General features: G+C 50.4%; 17 protein-coding genes. 5 read left to right on the forward strand and 12 right to left on the reverse strand.

What is annotated here, in order from left to right; all coding sequences use genetic code 11:
• Positions 1-31 precede the first annotated feature (31 nt).
• Entirely contained in the window at positions 32-535 is a 504-nt protein-coding gene (locus INP79_RS13220) for a MarR family winged helix-turn-helix transcriptional regulator (RefSeq protein WP_194754727.1), read from the reverse strand.
• 145 nt (positions 536-680) lie between these two features.
• Between INP79_RS13220 and INP79_RS13225 the strand changes: the two genes are divergently transcribed.
• On the forward strand, positions 681-2,477 hold the full coding sequence (locus INP79_RS13225) for an ABC transporter ATP-binding protein (protein ID WP_194754728.1): 1,797 nt from the start codon (positions 681-683) through the stop codon (positions 2,475-2,477).
• A 65-nt stretch (positions 2,478-2,542) separates the two neighbouring features.
• Here INP79_RS13225 and INP79_RS13230 read toward each other — a convergent pair whose 3' ends face one another.
• Both INP79_RS13230 and INP79_RS13235 read right to left on the reverse strand, forming a co-directional pair.
• Positions 2,543-3,586: an NAD(P)-dependent alcohol dehydrogenase gene (locus tag INP79_RS13230; protein WP_194754729.1), complete on the reverse strand. Its 1,044-nt coding sequence runs from the start codon at positions 3,584-3,586 to the stop codon at positions 2,543-2,545.
• Between the two features lie 183 nt (positions 3,587-3,769).
• A complete protein-coding gene (locus INP79_RS13235) occupies positions 3,770-4,738 on the reverse strand; it encodes an AraC family transcriptional regulator (protein ID WP_228520001.1) in 969 nt (322 codons plus the stop codon).
• Between the two features lie 182 nt (positions 4,739-4,920).
• Between INP79_RS13235 and INP79_RS13240 the strand changes: the two genes are divergently transcribed.
• The 3 genes from INP79_RS13240 (at position 4,921) to INP79_RS13250 (ending at position 9,079) form a co-directional block, all read left to right on the forward strand.
• Positions 4,921-6,879, forward strand: coding sequence for an SMP-30/gluconolactonase/LRE family protein (locus INP79_RS13240; RefSeq protein ID WP_194754731.1), 1,959 nt, complete (start codon positions 4,921-4,923; stop codon positions 6,877-6,879).
• A gap of 150 nt (positions 6,880-7,029) precedes the next feature.
• Entirely contained in the window at positions 7,030-7,317 is a 288-nt protein-coding gene (locus INP79_RS13245; RefSeq protein ID WP_194754732.1) for a PsiF family protein, read from the forward strand.
• A gap of 184 nt (positions 7,318-7,501) precedes the next feature.
• On the forward strand, positions 7,502-9,079 hold the full coding sequence (locus tag INP79_RS13250) for a bifunctional diguanylate cyclase/phosphodiesterase (RefSeq protein WP_194754733.1): 1,578 nt from the start codon (positions 7,502-7,504) through the stop codon (positions 9,077-9,079).
• A gap of 63 nt (positions 9,080-9,142) precedes the next feature.
• Here the strand turns inward: INP79_RS13250 and cyoE are convergent, their stop codons facing one another.
• Genes cyoE through INP79_RS13270 form a run of 4 tightly spaced genes read right to left on the reverse strand, consistent with a single transcriptional unit; the run spans position 9,143 to position 12,391 of the window.
• On the reverse strand, positions 9,143-10,039 hold the full coding sequence (cyoE, locus tag INP79_RS13255) for a heme o synthase (protein WP_228520002.1): 897 nt from the start codon (positions 10,037-10,039) through the stop codon (positions 9,143-9,145).
• 28 nt (positions 10,040-10,067) lie between these two features.
• A complete protein-coding gene (locus tag INP79_RS13260) occupies positions 10,068-11,039 on the reverse strand; it encodes a heme A synthase (protein WP_194754734.1) in 972 nt (323 codons plus the stop codon).
• Positions 11,040-11,042: 3 nt separating this feature from the next.
• Complete coding sequence (locus tag INP79_RS13265) at positions 11,043-11,663, reverse strand: hypothetical protein (RefSeq protein ID WP_194755061.1); 621 nt, start codon at positions 11,661-11,663, stop codon at positions 11,043-11,045.
• Between the two features lie 2 nt (positions 11,664-11,665).
• Entirely contained in the window at positions 11,666-12,391 is a 726-nt protein-coding gene (locus INP79_RS13270; protein WP_194754735.1) for an SURF1 family protein, read from the reverse strand.
• A gap of 49 nt (positions 12,392-12,440) precedes the next feature.
• Between INP79_RS13270 and INP79_RS13275 the strand changes: the two genes are divergently transcribed.
• Positions 12,441-12,641, forward strand: a complete 201-nt coding sequence (locus tag INP79_RS13275; protein WP_194754736.1) for a twin transmembrane helix small protein — start codon at positions 12,441-12,443, stop codon at positions 12,639-12,641.
• 49 nt (positions 12,642-12,690) lie between these two features.
• On the opposite strand, the gene INP79_RS13280 is transcribed toward INP79_RS13275, so the two are convergent.
• The 5 genes from INP79_RS13280 to INP79_RS13300 form a co-directional block, all read right to left on the reverse strand.
• The gene (locus tag INP79_RS13280) at positions 12,691-13,623 is read right to left on the reverse strand and encodes a cytochrome c oxidase subunit 3 (protein ID WP_194754737.1); all 933 of its coding nucleotides are present in this window, start codon (positions 13,621-13,623) and stop codon (positions 12,691-12,693) included.
• Positions 13,624-13,666: 43 nt separating this feature from the next.
• Positions 13,667-14,203, reverse strand: coding sequence for a cytochrome c oxidase assembly protein (locus INP79_RS13285; RefSeq protein WP_194754738.1), 537 nt, complete (start codon positions 14,201-14,203; stop codon positions 13,667-13,669).
• Between the two features lie 181 nt (positions 14,204-14,384).
• Positions 14,385-15,980, reverse strand: coding sequence for a cytochrome c oxidase subunit I (ctaD, locus tag INP79_RS13290; RefSeq protein ID WP_194754739.1), 1,596 nt, complete (start codon positions 15,978-15,980; stop codon positions 14,385-14,387).
• A 26-nt stretch (positions 15,981-16,006) separates the two neighbouring features.
• Positions 16,007-17,173 carry a cytochrome c oxidase subunit II gene (coxB, locus tag INP79_RS13295; RefSeq protein WP_194754740.1) on the reverse strand — a complete coding sequence of 389 codons (1,167 nt, stop codon included), beginning with the start codon at positions 17,171-17,173 and terminating at the stop codon, positions 16,007-16,009.
• 20 nt (positions 17,174-17,193) lie between these two features.
• Positions 17,194-17,655, reverse strand: coding sequence for a DUF2244 domain-containing protein (locus INP79_RS13300; protein WP_194754741.1), 462 nt, complete (start codon positions 17,653-17,655; stop codon positions 17,194-17,196).
• Positions 17,656-17,836: the final 181 nt, after the last annotated feature.

Genomic DNA, 17,836 nt, shown 5'->3' on the forward strand with positions numbered 1-17,836 from the left:
CTAAATAACTAAAAAATTTTACTGGATCAACTTACTTGATTAAATCGACCCGACTGGCCAACGTGGCGAGATCGGCAATCAAGGTATTTCTTTCCGGCTTGCCCAACACATTCATAAACTGCGTGACGCATTGCACATATACTGGCATCACTTCGTCCAGTTTCTGCTGTCCGGCCACCGATAAGCGGATAAGGAATTTGCGTCTGTCATTGGTATCCATAAAACGTGACACCAGCCCTTCGCGCTCCAGGCCGTCAATAAAGCCAGTCATTGTCGCCTTGGTCACACCGGCCTTGTCAGCCAGCTCTGAAGGGGAAGAGGTCAAGTCGTCCTGGCGCATAAGCAATACCAGCACCCACCAGCGACCTTGTAACAACCCATGTTGGGCTAGCAACGCATCGAGCGCAGACGAAATATCCGACGCTGCACGCAAGATACTGACAAAGTCAGAAATGGCCGAGATGTCTGTGCCGGGATAACGCGTCACAAACTTTTCCAGGCTTTTGGAGGTAGGTAATTCTTTAAGCAGCAACATAATACGGATCAATATAGTATGGAATCAAACTAAATGCAAGTAAAAAATATACTTTGCCAAGAAAATGATCAGGTCATTGATATGATTTTTCTGGTTTAATGAAGCGTATCTTCAGCTTCTTCAACGCCTGGCATCCTATTCATCTGTGAACCTGACAAATTCCCCCATCCCGCAGAAAGCCGTCCGTTTTCTGTTTTTGTATATCACGCGCCGCCCCTGGTTGTTTGGCTCAGTGTTCCTGATCATCATCGGCGCCGCCAGTGCAGCAGTTGGTGTGCAATATGCCATGAAGCTGCTGGTGGATGCCATGGACAGTTCGGTACGAGCCACCGCCCATGTCTGGGCACCTTTATTCCTTTTCCTGGGATTGATCACCGTCGAGAACCTGTTGTGGCGTTTGGGTGGCTGGCAAGGTTCCCGCGCCATCGTCGCCAGCGGAGTCGATATCCGGCTAGACCTGTTCGAGCATCTGACAGGCCATTCGATGCGCTACTTCAACCAGCACTTTTCAGGTGCACTGGGCAACCGCATCACGTCTACCGCTGCGGCTACCGGTGAGATATTTGCCACCATGTTCTGGCGTATCTTACCGCCGATCACCGATTTTCTCGGTGCCATTCTTGTACTGACGACCATACGCTGGCAAATGAGTTTGGGCTTGCTGTTTTCAGTGTTGTTTGTCGCTGGCCTGCTCATCCTCTTCGGCATCCGCGGCCGCAGGATACATGACAATTACGCCAGGCGATCCTCCGACGCCAGCGGCAAAATGATCGACGTAGTGGGTAATGTGTGGACAGTGAAAGCGTTTTCCGCCCGCTATCGCGAAAAACACAGGCTATCGCGCGAATTGAACAGGGAAGCCAAAGCGCACAGGCGCAGCTGGATGTATGTAGAACTGGCGCGTGTGATCCATGACATGTGCCTGGTCGTGACCGGTGCCGGCATGCTGGTCTGGGCCATATTACTCTGGCGCGCCGGCAGCATCAGTACCGGCGACGTGGTCATCGTCAGTACCCTCACCTTCAGGATATTGCATGGCTCACGGGACCTTGCTCTTGCCTTGGTCGGCACTGCCCAACAATTCGGCATCATCAATGAAACACTCAAAGTGATTGCGCAGCCACACTCGGTCAAAGACCCGGATGCATCCTCGCAACTGACAGTTGAGCGCGGCAATATCCTGTTTGACAATGTGTCTTATAGCTATCCGGATGGCCACAAGGTATTTGATCAGCTGTCATTTGAGATCAAAGCTGGTGAGAGAGTCGGCCTGGTGGGGGCTTCCGGTGCCGGGAAGTCGACCTTGATCAGCCTGATTCAGCGCCTGGATGATATTCAGGGCGGTCAGATCTTGATTGACGGCCAGCGTATCGACCAGGTCTCACAAGACAGTTTACGGGCAAACATCTCCGTCGTCCCGCAAGACATTGCCCTGTTCCACCGCTCGGTGTTCGAAAATATCCGCTACGGCCGCCCAGAAGCCTCTAACGAAGAAGTGTATAGCGCGGCACGCGATGCCTATTGTGACGCCTTCATTCGCGGCTTGCCCAAAGGCTATCGCACGATTGTGGGTGAAAAAGGCATCCGCCTGTCTGGTGGACAAAGGCAACGTCTGGGCATCGCCAGGGCTTTTGTCAAAGACGCGCCCATCTTGATATTGGATGAAGCCACGTCTGCGCTGGACTCCAAGTCTGAAAAAGAAATCCAGTCAGCGTTAGCCTCGCTGATGCAAGGGCGGACCGTGTTGGCCATCGCGCACCGGCTTTCTACACTGGCCTCATTCGATAGAATCATCGTGCTGAAAAATGGGGTGATTATTGAAGATGGCCCGCCAGACGTGTTGCGCGCGAATGGCGGCCCATTTGCTGAGGCATGGCAACTACAGGCTAACAGTCTTGACCCGCAGGCAACCGATAAATTGGCAACCACAGATCCTAGCTGAAAATAAGCTGTGGCCTCCATAAAAAAGCCCTGCTCAACCGAACAGGGCTTTTGCTAAGCGTTTGCTTAAGCTTTCATTGAGTTGATATCAATCACAAAGCGGTATTTCACATCACTCTTGAGCATGCGCTCGTAAGCATCATTAATGTAGTTAGCATCGATCATTTCTACATCGCTGACGATATTATGCTTGCCACAGAAATCGAGCATTTCCTGGGTTTCGGCGATGCCACCGATCAGTGAACCGGCGACATGGCGGCGCTTGGTAATCAGGTTGGCGCCATGCACTTCGACCGGATCCAGCGGGCCGACCAGCACGATGGTTTTATCGCGCTTGAGCAGGCCGATGTAAGGATTGAGGTCATGTGCGACTGGCACGGTATCAATAATCAGGTCAAAACTGGCAGCATGCTTGGCCATGTCATCGGCGTCTTTTGAAATCAGCACCTCATGCGCACCCAAGCGGGTCGCGTCCGCGGCTTTACTGGCAGAGGTGGTAATCATCACCACATGCGCACCCATGGCGGCAGCCAGTTTAACACCCATATGGCCCAAGCCACCGAGACCGATAATACCGACTTTTTGGCCGGGTTGTACATTCCAGTGCTTGAGCGGCGAGTACAAGGTAATGCCCGCACACAATAATGGCGCCACGGCTTTGGTATCCAGGTTTTCCGGCACGCTGACAACAAAGTTTTCATCGACGGTAATACGCTCGGCATAGCCACCAAAGGTCAGGCCACCATGCTTGGTGTCTTTGGCATTGTAGGTAAATACCGAGCTATCACAATATTGCTCTTCACCGGCATGACATTCTTCGCAGTGGCGGCAGGAGTCGACCATACAGCCGACCCCAACCAGTTGCCCCAGCTTGAATTTGGTGACATGACTGCCGATACTTTTCACACGGCCGACAATTTCGTGGCCAGGCACCATGGGATACAGGGAACCACCACCCCATTCGTTACGCGCCTGGTGAATATCCGAGTGGCAAATACCACAGTACTCGATATCAATCAGGACGTCGTGTGGCCCCGCTTCGCGGCGATCAATACTCATGGGTGCGACCGGTGAGGTCGCATTTTGTACACCATAGGCGGCAGTTTTCATAGCATCTCCATCATCTATTGTTACGTGTTAAGCAATGGCAAAACAACGCCACCGTATTGCCAAACAGTCTAAACATGATCACCCAAAAGTGCTTGCCTGCTTTTATCAAATGCTTGCCTAATCCTCTGCGATGTCGGCATATTTAACGCAAGAAAAAGTGATTTCATTGTCACAATGACCGTTTTACTGTTGAACAGTCACATACTGGTCAACCACCTGATTGGCGACAAATTCGCCAGGTGACGTGATCAACGCACTGCGCACGGCACTCACCTCCTCCATCGGGCTTTTACCAAACATGCGCTTGAACTCACGGCTGAACTGCGAGGCACTCTCGTAGCCGACTTTGGTTGCAGCCAAGGTTGCATTAATACCGTCTTGCACCATCAGCAAGCGGGCCTTATGCAAGCGTGTCTTTTTCAAATATTGAATCGGCGAGGTAGCCGTCACATCCCTGAATGCAGCATGAAAAGACGGCACGCTCATGGCAGACACTGCCGCCAGCGTATCGACATTGAGTTCATTGGCATATTCGGCGTGAATCAAGCGTAGCGCTTTGCTGATTTTGCCCATATTGTTGTGCGTGCTATGTGCAGCCAGGATCGCCGACGCCTGCGAAGACTGCAGGATGCGGTAATGAATCTCGCGGATAATCGACTGCCCAAGCACAGAAGCCTCAACTTTGGATTGCAAACACTCCAGCAATCGCACCACGGCATTCGACAGTTGCTTATCCAATGGCGTGGAGCTGATGCCGCTTTTACCGTTGATATTCATGGGCGCATCATGTGCCACACTTAATAACAGTTCAGAAACCATGGACAGGTTGATGCGGATGGAAATCGCCAGCAAGGGCTCTTCTGCCGAGGCGATAGTTTCACTTTCAAATGGCAATGGCACCGACAGGATCAAGAACTGCTGCGGGTTATATTGATAAACCTCGCCACCCAGGTAGCCCACTTTGCGGCCCTGGCATACAAAGACAATGCTGGGCTCATAAAACACCGGGCTACGTGGAATGGCCCGGTTCCAGCGCATGAGTTTGACGCCATCCAGCGCGGTGAGGGTAAACCCCTCCGTCGGCGTCAGTGCTGAAAGCAGCGCAATCGTGCGGTCTTTGTCGTGCGCATGCCAGCATTCGTTATTATTCATAATATGAGTGCGAATAAAATAATTAGGCATTTATATTACTCCTAATTAGCAATAACCATCACTACCGTCATAGAATTAGGCAATCATTTCATATTTTTTAACTTTTCACGACGGACGCAACTGCTTACACTGGGCTTATTGCAATTGGATTGATTGCAATACTTTTGGAGAAAGGGATACCAATGAAAAAGAATCCACTGATCACAGGCCTGGTCAGCGCCATGTTCGCCACACTGGCCACCTCTGCCTGGGCAGATATTAACGATGTACGCGCAAACCTGAGCAAGCTGCATGTGCCAGAAGGCTTTCATGTTGAAGTGTATGCAGAAGTACCCGGTGCCCGCCAAATGGCGTTAGGTACCAACGGCAATGTGTACGTCGGCACGCGCGGCAGCAAAGTATACGCCGTGGTTGATAAAAACAAAGACCATAAAGCCGACCAGGTCGTCACCATTCTGGATGACCTGAACGTAGGCAATGGCGTGGCCATGGTGGATGGCCATTTATATGTCGCTGAGCAACATCGCATCACGCGGTATGCCGCCCCCGATTTCGATTTAACTCTGCCGTTCAAGGCCATGCGTGAAATCATTTACGACAAGCTGCCAGACAAGGCACACCACGGCTGGCGCTACCTGGCAGCAGGCCCGGACAACAAGTTATATGTCACCTTGGGAGCACCATGCAATATTTGTGACCCGGTCGGCATTGAAGCCTCGATTATTCGCATGAATGCCGATGGCAGCCAGGTAGAAACCTTTGCCAAAGGTGTGCGTAACTCGGTAGGCATGGACTTTCAGCCAGGCACTAACACCCTGTTTTTCACTGACAATGGTGTCGACCTGTTAGGCGCCGATGTGCCACATGACGAACTGAATGCAGCGCCTAAAGCCGGTTTGCATTTTGGCTTTCCTTACTACGCCGGTGGCGATGCGCGTGACCCGAACTGGAAAAACAAAACACCACCAGCTGACGTGACCAAACCAGTCGCCGAATTCCAGGCACACAGCGCCAACCTGGGCTTTAAGTTTTATACTGGCAAACAGTTTCCGGCCGAATATCAGGGCAATGCCGTGATTGCGCAACATGGTTCCTGGAACCGTAAAGTACCGGTCGGCTACCAGTTGGTACGCGTGACGTTTGACGCGCAGCACCAGGTCAAGGAAACCAAGCCATTTATCGACGGCTGGCTGAGCGCTGAAGGTGAAGTCTGGGGCCGCCCGAATGATGTGCTGCAATTACCGGATGGCTCTTTACTAGTATCGGATGACTACAATGGTGTGATTTATCGTGTCAGCTATGATGGCAAAACACACAGCGTAGCAACAACTGGCGCAGCAGCATCCACTGCCAGCGAAGCCAATACCTTGAGTGGTTTCGTCATGCCGGAATCTGTCTTTGCCACTCCGCAAGGCGTGACTTACATTTCTGAAATTGGCGAATTTGGCAAACTGGGCGATGGCAAAATCACACGCATTGCCGCTGACGGTACACGTACCACCTTGGCCGATGGCCTGAATGACCCCAAGGGCCTTGATCTGTTTGATGGCCAGTTGTATGTCGCCGATATGGACCGCGTGGTACGCATTGATGCCAATAGTGGTGCACAAACCGTGATTGCTGGCGCCAGCGCTTTCCCGCAAAAACCAGTGTTTTTAAATGACATTGAAATCGACGGCCTGGGCAATGTGTATGTCTCTGACAGTGGCGATGATCATGGCAATGGCGCAGGCATTTTCAAGATTGCGCCAGATGGCAAACTGACGCAGGTGCTTAAAGCCAAAGCAGGCATCAAGCGCCCGAATGGTTTACTGATGGATGGCCCGGATCGTTTACTGGTGGCTGATTTTGGCACCGGCAAATTGTTCAGCGTGCAAATCGGCGGCAAGAAATCCAATGTTACATTGCTGAACCAGGGTTTTGGCGGCGCAGACGGCCTGGTGCGGGATGCCAATGGCTTGCTGTATGTCAGTGATTGGGCAGGTGGTAACGTCTGGCAACTGACTGAACCTAAAGCGACACCGCAACGCATTATCCAGGGCTACCAGTCTGCCGCAGATATCAGCCTGTCGGCAGATGGCAAATCACTGTTGATTCCTGACATGAAAGCGGGCACTTTACATATCGTGCCTATACATTAATAACGTCATATTCATCGCAACAATCGCCCGGTACTTCACCGGGCTTTTTTATTTCCAAAACCATTTTGCTCTGTGTCACAATGACAGCACAGGTTCGCCTGCGGGCGGCCTCAAACTCGAATAATGCTTACTTTTTGTTTGGAGACTTTCATGAATAAACTGCTGATTACATTGTTGCTGTCCTGTATCTGTATCTCTGCCAATGCGGGCCCGCAGCAGGAAAAAATGAAAACCTGTAATGCCGATGCGAAAACCAAAGCGCTGGCAGGCGAGGAGCGCAAAGCCTTTATGAAAGAATGTTTATCTGCAGATGGCGCCAGCGCTGGCTTGACTGCACAGCAAAACAAAATGAAAACCTGTAATGCCGATGCAAAAACCAAAGCGCTCGCAGGTGATGAACGTAAAGCGTTTATGAAATCCTGCTTGTCAGCCAAATAATTTCAGCAACACACCTCAGCCATCGCCTGTTGTCCTGCAACAGGCGATTTTTTATTATTTTTTTAAATCCACTCTAAAGTTTCTTTATATTCGTCCGTTAATTGAGATAGCCCTTGTTGTAGCCGCTAAAACTGGCGTACAAATACAAGGCCTCAATTGTGCTCCAATACTGGGACAGAATGGTATGAATACCACTATTAAAAGACTGGCTGGCAAACTGATCCCCGCCGTTTCGGCGCTAATGCACCAGACTGCGGTAGCCGTGCCAGTCCATGCGGCATCCACGCACAACAGCTCGTTTAACCACATGATGGTAACCACCAGCATCACGGCATTCTCTATCGTGTGCGTATTACTGCTGTATCAATTCTGGCGTTTCTACCAACGCGCGCAGCGCAGGGAAGCCGATATTCGCCAGCAACTCTGGCGGCAGGCCAATTATGATTACCTGACGCAACTGCCTAACCGCTACCTGCTGCAAAAATGCCTGGAAGAAGCGATTATTGATTGCCAGCAATCGCAGCAACAATTGGGCTTATTACTGATAGACCTGGATGGGTTTAAGGATGTGAATGATATTGCCGGTCATGCGGTGGGGGATCGCTTATTGCAAAATGCGGCGTTGCGCATACAGTCATGCGCACGCAGTGGCAACACCACAGCCAAGCTGGGCGGGGACGAGTTTGTGGTGGTCATCCCCAAGCTACGGGATATTCAGGTGCTGCACGAGATTGGTGCCAAGATTGTAGACACCATACGCTCCCCATTCTACATTGAAGACAACCAATACTTTGTCACTGCTAGCATTGGCATTGCCGTGTTCCCCGACCACAGCAGGTCCGGCGAAGAGTTAATGATGTTCGCCGATCAGGCGCTCTATGCCGCCAAACGTGCCGGCAAAAATCAATATCAGTTTTTCACGCAAACCATGCAGCGGGAAATACGCGACCGCATTTCGCTCACGCATGACTTGCGCTCAGCGGTCGCCAATGGTGAGCTACATTTGGTTTACCAACCCATTTACCGCCTGAGCGACTTGTGCCTGATTAAAGCGGAAGCGTTAATCCGCTGGCAACACCCGACACGCGGTGCCATCCCGCCCGATGTGTTTATTCCGCTGGCAGAAGAATCCGGTGTGATTATCGAAATTGGCAAATGGATTTTTGATGAGGTGCTTCATGACTTATCCGCAATTGACCTGTTACGTCTGCAAGGTACACAAATTAGCCTCAATATTTCACCAGTCCAATTTGCGCATCCGCAGCACCTGATGGCTTTTATCAAGCGCCTGCAACGCTCCAACATCCCGTGTGAACGCTTCTGCTTCGAGATCACAGAGGGCCTATTGCTCGAGCCCTCCAAAGTCACGCAAGATACTCTAAAAAATGTGAAGCAGGCAGGCATCAAACTCTCGATAGACGACTTTGGCACAGGCTACTCTGCGCTCGGTTACCTCAAAAAATACCAGATCGACTACGTCAAAATTGATAAGTCATTTATTAAAAATCTGGAGGTCGATAATTATGACTTTATTCTTTGCCGGTCCATCATTCAGATGGCACATGAATTGAATATCAAACTGATTGCAGAGGGTGTGGAGAATGCCCGTCAGGAGAGCATCCTCAGGGTAATCAACTGCGACTTCATCCAGGGCTTTTTACACGGCAAACCTGCGCTGTTCAGCTCACTGCTAGAGCAGGTGTATCAGCAGACTGCCCACCAACGCGTACATAGCCTGATAAGCAGTGAAACCAAACACTAGGGTAGAAAAAAGGTAGCGCATTTGCGCTACCTGGCTCCCACTATTCAGCAGCCCACGACTCAACTACACCAGGTAATGATCCAGCAGCAAGGCGGCGAAGATCAGGCTCAAGTAAAGAATAGAATATTTAAAGGTGGTTTTGGCCAGCGCATCTGAGTAGTGTCGATACAAACTGACCACATAATACATAAACACAAGATTCAGCACAGCTGCTGATGCCAGGTATAGCCAGCCACTCATGCCCAGTCCATAAGGCATCATGGAGACAACCACCAGAATCACGGTATACAGCACAATATGCAGCAAGGTGAACTGTTCGCCATGTGTGACCGGCAACATCGGCATGCCGACTTTGGCGTATTCTTCGCGGCGGTATAAGGCCAGCGCCCAGAAGTGGGGCGGCGTCCAGGCGAAAATAATCAGGAACATTACCAGGGATTCTGGCGACACGGTATTGTTCACAGCAGCCCAGCCCAGGATAGGCGGCATGGCACCGGAGGCCCCGCCAATGACGATATTCATCGGCGTGGCAGGTTTGAGAAACACGGTATAAATCACGGCATAGCCGACAAAAGTGCCCAAAGTGAGCCACATCGTCAGCGGGTTAACCCAGTAATAGAGAATGCTTAAGCCTATGCCGCCGAGTACGCTGGCAAACAGCAGTGTTTCCATCTGCGACAGTTGACCAGTTGGCAAGGGGCGCGCGCGGGTACGCGCCATCATGGCATCAATCTTATGCTCGATGAGGCAGTTAAACGCCGCCGCCGCCCCCGATGCAAAGGCAATCCCCACCGTCGCGGCCAGCAATACCGAGAGCGGCACCATGCCTGGCGTCGCCATCAACATACCGATAATGGCAGTAAACACGATCAATGCCGTCACGCGCGGCTTGCATAGCGCATAAAAACTGCGCATCCCCATGCTGGCTGAGGCCAACTGTGTCATCCATGCTGCTTGCATACTGTTCCCCTATTTTTTATATGACATTTCATGATGTATTCAACAATCTGGCATTGATGGCTACCAGCCATACGCCCAATAATGCGGCTCCTGCGTTATGCAGCACCGCCAGCACCAACGGCAGTTGCAACAGCAGGTTACCAACCCCAATCGCCACCTGACACAGTACAATCGCCAGCAGCCCCCAAGCCAGGCGACGTGAAACAGGTCGTTGCAGCAAAAATCTCACGCTCACCAGCATCCAGCCCAGCACCACGAACGCACCCAAACGATGTATCCATTGAATGGCTGTCAGCGCATTCAGGTGCAACTGTCCGCCATCGCGGCTTTCCCCCAAAGCACGCGTGAGGTGAAATGCCTCACCGACATCCATGTCCGGCCACCACAAGCCATGACAGGTCGGAAAATCCGTACAGGCCAGGGCCGCATAGTTACTACTGGTCCAGCCACCCAATAACACCTGTGCAATCCAGACTAACAGCGCAACACGTAGCCACCATTGCTGGCTGCCTGGTAACGCAACGTCCTGCTTGCTGCCATGACGAAAGGCAATCCAGCTAAGCAAGGCTAAAGTCGTCATGCCACCCAGCAAATGCAAAGTCACGATCACTGGCTTTAATAACAAGGTCACCGTCCACATCCCCAGCAAGGCTTGCAGAACGATCAACACCACCAAACCGGCAGATAACTGCCAGGATGTTGTAATGGTATGCCGTTGACGATACGCCAACACGGCCAAAGCCACCACCATCAAGCCTAAACTGCCTGCTAGGTAGCGATGTGCCATTTCCTTCCAGGCTTTGGCATGCACAACGGGCTTGTCGGGATAAGCCTGCTGCGCCGACAGGATCGCTGACTCACTCTGTGGCACCGTCAAAGCCCCATAACAACCTGGCCAATCCGGGCAACCCAAACCAGCATCTGAGAGCCGCACATATGATCCCAGCACCACCACACAAAAAGCCACAATAGCAGCCAATACACTTAACGCTTTAAACATGTACTAACCTGCCCATGAAGCCTTTAACAATTTCACCAGATCCTTGCGGATCCACTTAGCCTCCATCTCGGGACCATACTGCATCATGACATTGCCCAGCGGATCAATAAAATACACGCGTTGTGCATCCAGTGTATTCTGGCCGCCGCCACTCAACATACTGCCAAGCATGGCCACTTGTTCAGCCTGGCCATTAATAATCAGCAAATCCGGATAGCGGGCGCGAATCGCCGTGGTATCTGCTTGTTGTGTAATCAATACACGCTGCACACGTATCATGTCTTTGTATAACGAGACATAAATCTGCCTCATGTCGTACAAACGCTGTATGCAAGGCGCATCACACTCACGCGCAATCAGCGCGATATTCCATTTATCCTGCCAGAATGCTGGCAATGCCTGCTGCTGGTCACTCACCCAATGGGTTGTGTGGGCAATGGAAACGGGCGGTTGAATTAATTGACCATAGCTCTTGCCAGTAGGACGCCAGTCAAACTTGATCATCGCCACCACCACTAATAGCGGCACGGTGAAAAAAATTGCCAGCAACAAAAAAATCATGCGCCCTTTACGCTGCTGCACAGGATCCAGCACCACTAAAGGATTCGTTTCTTCATGGGTCATATTCAAGCCCGTTTCTCCACCATTTGAGTCAATCCAATCACCAGGCTTGCCACCGCAAAACCAAACCACTGGTAAGCATAACTAAGGTGCTTCTCCACTTGCCCGGCAGGCACATCCCAATGCCGCACATAACCCTCAGCAACCGCCGGGGCGAGTTTGAGGATTACATCCGGAAAAACATAAGGCACATGCTGACGCAAGTAAGCAAAGTCGAGTACGGGTTGTACAGACTGCCAGGTCTGGCCAGGCTTATCCAGCCTGAAGCCAACTTTCGTTTGCTGCCAGAACAAGCCCTTAATCACTTGCTCAGCTTGCGTGGTGGAAATTTTGGGTGTTTGTTGATGATCAGCAAACCCGGCTATCCAGCCACGGTTCACCCAGATCACATGCTGTTGGTCACTGAGCAAGAAAGGCGTGATGACATGAAATCCGGCTTGGCCTTGCTCCACCTGATTATCAAGAAAAAAAGCATATTGAGGCAGGTAATGCCCTTTGAATGCAACTGTCTGCAAATGCAAAGTATCGACTTTAGCCTGGGAATCCAAGTCTTGCGCTTGCGGCCAAACCGCATCGCCATGATGCGTTAATGCGCGGGTAATTTCCTGCTTTTGTTCTGCCTTGTGCCATTGCCACAAACCAAGCCGGACACAACCCCAGATTGCGACTACCATGACACACACCACCAGCCAGCGCACACGAACGACATAATTTCCCAAGGGTATTTGCATTTTCCAGCTTACAGCCCATAATGTGAGCAACTTAACGCGAGATCACATCATGTTCATTAAAATTGTCACCATTTTGATACTGACTGTCATTGTGGGCAGCCTGTTTTCCGCCTTGCTGTTTTTGCTCAAAGACAAGAGTGGTTCCGATCGCACCGTGAAAGCCCTGACCATGCGTATCGGCTTATCCATTTTCCTGTTTCTGGCTTTGATTCTCGCAGCGCATTTCGGCTACATAGGCCATACACTTTAACAATATTACGCTTGCTAAAAAGGGCGCCCAGTGCGCCCTTTTTGATTCATCAGAGCATGTAAACAAAGATATACAGGCCCAACCACACGACATCCACAAAGTGCCAGTACCAGGCCACACCTTCAAAACCAAAGTGATGCTCAGGCGTAAAGTGGCCTTTAATACTGCGCAACCAAATCACAATCAACATCAGGGTACCAATCGTCACGTGGAAACCGTGAAAACCGGTGAGCATAAAGAAAGTTGCGCCATAAGCCCCTGATTTCAGCGTCAGGCCCATTTCTGTATAAGCATGGTGATACTCAGCGGCCTGGCAGCACAGGAAAGTCACACCAAGTGCAATGGTCAAGAACAGGCCAATAATCAACTGCTTGCGATTATTCTTGATCAACCCCCAATGCGCCCAAGTAATGGTTGCGCCAGAACTCAACAGCAACAAGGTATTGATCAGCGGCAAACCACTCCAGGTCATGGGGTGAAATGATGCGTCTGGCTTGTAGGTTTCACCCAGTACGACACCGCCTGGACCTTGAGATGGCCAGGTGCTTAAAAAGTCTTTATACGGTGTAATATCCGGTGCGTAAGAAGCCAGGTCAGGTACCGACAGCACGCGCATGTAGAACAGCGCGCCAAAGAAAGCTGCAAAAAAAGCCACCTCTGAACAGATAAACACGATCATGCCGATGCGGAAAGATTTATCTTCCCATTTTTTATATTGGCCGGTAATACTTTCGGTGACCACGGTACTCAACCACTTGAACATCATGGTGAGGATAATCGCCAGGCCCAAGTACATCATGTATTTGCCCGGGGTTGCGAGGTAAGACAGTGCCGGATTCTTGAAGGAGCCATCCAGGCGCGTATCCGAACCGGTAACATTAAAAACAAAACCACTGGCCATAGACAGCAAGCCGACGGAAATCAGCGCCGGATAAATACTGCCATGCGGGACAAAATAGTGATTTTCTGAATGACTAGCCATGCATTAACTCCCTATCCTTTAACTTAGTGCTCATAATTATTGTTTACTGACTTGCCGGAAAAAACGAATACGACAAGGTCATTTCTTGTACATCTTTTGGCAATTCTGCACTGACAAAAAACCGCAGTGGCAGCGCCTTTACTTCCCCAGGTTTGAGTGTCTGCCTGACAAAACAAAAACACTCAATCTTCTTTAAATGTGCCGACGCTTTGCCTGGCGTCACGCTTGGAATTGCCTGCCCGGCGACTTCCACATTGGTAATGTTTTTTGCTTCAAACATCACCGTCGTCACCTGGCCTGGATGCACCACCACACTGCTTTGCTTGGGGTAAAAGTTCCAGCCCAACCCTGGCATCACAGAAGACACAAACTGCACAGTGACTTCGCGCTTCAAGTCGACGACCGCCTTGGCCGCACTTTCTGCCGTATTTTTTGTCTTGCCATTCAAGCCAGTGACCGAACAAATCACGTCATACAACGGCACCAGCGCAAAAGCAAACAGCAATGCACCCGCAATAATCCAGACCAACTTCAACGCCAATTTTTTATTGGCTGCTGCTTGCGCTTGTTCTAATGCCATAACCGTTGCAAGCGCCGCTTACTTCCAAATCGTAAACATCGAAATCAGGTACCAGATGATAGCCACGGCGGCCAACAGCCAGGCAATCTTCCTATTATTTGACCGCTTGGGATCACTCAAAATACATCCACCTTTAACACAAAGCCAATCAATCAAAGACTGATTGGCTTTCAACATATAGTTACTTGACGACAGGCTGCTCGGTAAAACTGTGGTAAGGCGGAGGTGAAGGCAAGGTCCACTCTAAGCCCTGCGCACCTTCCCACACTTTATCAGTGGCCTTTTTGCCGCCTTTGACACAGCTGATAATGATGTACACGAACAGCAGTTGTGACAGCCCCAGCACAAACGCGCCTACCGTAGAAATCATGTTGAACTCGGCAAACTGCAATGCATAGTCAGGAATACGACGCGGCATACCAGCCAGCCCAACAAAGAACTGAGGAATAAAGGTCACGTTGAATGAAATGGCGGTTAACCAGAAGTGTGTTTTACCTAACTTCTCGTTATACATATGGCCGGTCATTTTTGGCAGCCAGTAGTACACGCCCGCCATAATGCCCATGATGCCACCCGCAAACAGGGTGTAGTGGAAGTGCGCCACGACGAAATAACTGTTGTGGTATTGCGCATCCGCAGCCACGTCAGCCAGTACCAGACCAGTCAAGCCACCGATGCCGAACAGAATAATCCAGCCGACAGTAAACAACATTGGTGTTTCAAAGCTCATGGAGCCTTTCCACATCGTGCGGATCCAGCAGTAGAACAACACGGCCAATGGCAGTGAGATCGCCATGGTGCTATACATAAAGTACAGCAAGGCTGGCACAGGCATACCCGCAGTAAAGAAGTGGTGCGCCCAGACGACGACAGCCAAAGCACCAATCGCCCACAGTGAATAGACTTGCGCTTTATAGCCATACATTGGTTTGCGGCTGAATGTTTGCAGAATCTGAGGAATGAAACCCCACACTGGCAGCAACAGAATATAGACCTCTGGGTGACCAAAGAACCAGAACAAATGCTGGAACATGATCGGGTCGCCGCCACCAGCTGCGTCAAAGAAGTGGGTACCAAAGTGACGATCAGTCAACAACATGGTCACCGCACCGGCCAGTACTGGAATAGTCGCAATCAGCAAGAAGGCTGTAATCAACCAGCCCCAGGCGAACATCGGCATTTTCATTAAAGTCATGCCAGGTGCGCGCATGTTGTAAATCGTCACAATGATGTTGATAGAGCCTAATACTGACGAAATACCCAGCAAGTGCACAGCAAAAATAGCGAAGTCGACGCCAATCCCGCCTTGCACGGACAACGGTGGGTAAAAGGTCCAGCCAGTCGCCAACGCGCCGTCACCGACACCAAACAAGGCCAGCGTGAATGGCAGTGTGAGCAAAATAGCTGACGGTGGCAGAATCCAGAAGCCCCAGTTATTCAAACGCGGCAAAGCCATATCAGGCGCACCGATCTGCAAAGGCAACATCCAGTTGGCAAACCCCGTTGCTGCAGGCATTAATGCCGCAAAAATCATGATCAGCGCATGTACACCAATCAACTGGTTAAAAAACTCCGGGTTCATTAATTGCAAACCTGGTTTGAACAGTTCGGCACGAATGCCCAAAATCATCGAACCGCCGACCAAAAACATCACCAGTGAAAACGTTAAATACATGGTGCCGATGTCTTTATGGTTAGTCGTCGTTAACCAACGCATAATCCCGGTCGGATGGTCGTCGTGATGCTCATCATGATGTGCTACGGTTGTAGTACTCATAGTGCTCTCCTAAAATCGCTCAAATATTATTCGCGTGCAGCTTTAACTTGCGCTGGCTGCACCAGTGCATCCACAGCTGCCGTATTACCCAGCGCATTGCGCTCGTAGGTAATCACCGCAGCAATTTCCGTATCGTTCAATGTGGCCTTCCAGGCAGGCATCACGCCTTTACCATTCAGCACACGATCCAGATGACTGTCTTTTTGATATTTGCCATCTGCGCCAAAAATCGGGCCAGTGGCGATTTTGCTGCCGGTGAGTGCCGGAAAAGCCGGAGGCAACCCTGCACCCGTTACCTGATGGCACACAGCACAGTTTTTCTCGTAGACCACTTTACCCTGAGCAAGCAACTCATCCTTGGTCATTTCTTTGACATCATTCGCGGCTTTTTGCTCATCTTGTTTTTTGTTCGCCCATTGCGCGAATTCTTCTTTAGACACTGCATTCACCACCACTGGCATATAGCCGTGACCTTTACCGCACAGCTCTTTACATTGGCCACGATACACGCCCGCCTTTTCAACCTGTACCCAGGTTTCACGGATAAAACCAGGCACAGCCACACGTGAGGAGCCAAACTGCGGCACCCACCAGTTGTGTAACACGTCAGAAGCTGTCATCAGAATGCGTACTTTTTCGCCGACAGGCAGTACCAGCGGGTTATCAACCTCTAACAGGTAATGTTCACCTTTATCGGCTTCGTTATGCATTTGGTCATTGCTCGTGGCCAGGTTGCTGACGAACTTGATGCCCTTGGCATCGCCATCCAGGTATTCATATTGCCAGCGCCACTGTGAACCGGTGATCTTGATCACCATGGTCGACTGGTCACGTGTATCCTCCATCATCACCACGCTGTGGTAAGCCGGGATGCCCATGATGACAAAGTCGATCAGCAGCAAAATCGCAAATGGAATCAGCGTCCAGAAAATTTCAACCGCAGTTGAAGGCGCCTTATCGGCTACAGGTTTGTAGCCCTTGCTGTGACGGTGAGTCACAATGGAGTAAATCATGATTGCCAGCACTGCCACAAAAATGACGGCAGTAATCAGCATAAATTTGTTATGTACGTGGAGGGTATCCAAAGCCATCGGCGTAACCGGCTCCGGAAAATTCCAGGTGAAATCAGCACGTGCACTTAAAGACAAGAACAATGCAACCGCACCAACCCCGAGTTTCTTCATCCCTTGCATCTAATCGCTCCAAAATCCAGTTATTTAGTTTTTAGAAGTACCCGCTTGAGATGAGATGCCACTTGTTCGCGTTGCGCGTTATCCATGGTATCTCGACCAAACTCAACTTCTTGATCATGGGACCCAATCCACAGTGACGTCTTACCGTTCTCACCTTCCCTGAGCGTTATCCGGGTCCAATAGCATTGAAAGCGAACGTGTTTTATTTTTCCCAGCACACTTTGTTCGATCTCAACATGATTCTCAACGAAGGTGATTTTTTCGTAATCACCGCTGTGACGTAACACCACCACAAACGCCAGAACCACCAACACCAATTCCAGGCCAGCAAATGGCAACACCATCCAGGCACCCACATGCAAAAAACCCATGGCAATCAGCCCTGAAAACACCCCCAAACTCAGCAACAACTTGAACACACTCTCTGTAGAAGCAGATGCATTCGGCTTGGTGATGCATTGTGTTTCGCAAATAGATAACATGCTTGCCAACCCAGAATTTAGCCTGTAGCAACTAAATTACGTTTAGTTACAAATTTGTTACATGTTGTAAATTAGCACAAGACAACCAGAGTGACAAGACAAAAAATCGGGATTGATCCTGTCATCAATGTAAATTTATGGTGACCAGAAGTTAAAGAACAAACACTGGTTTGCATCAGCA

This window comes from Methylophilus sp. QUAN (genome assembly GCF_015354445.1).
GTDB lineage: Bacteria > Pseudomonadota > Gammaproteobacteria > Burkholderiales > Methylophilaceae > Methylophilus.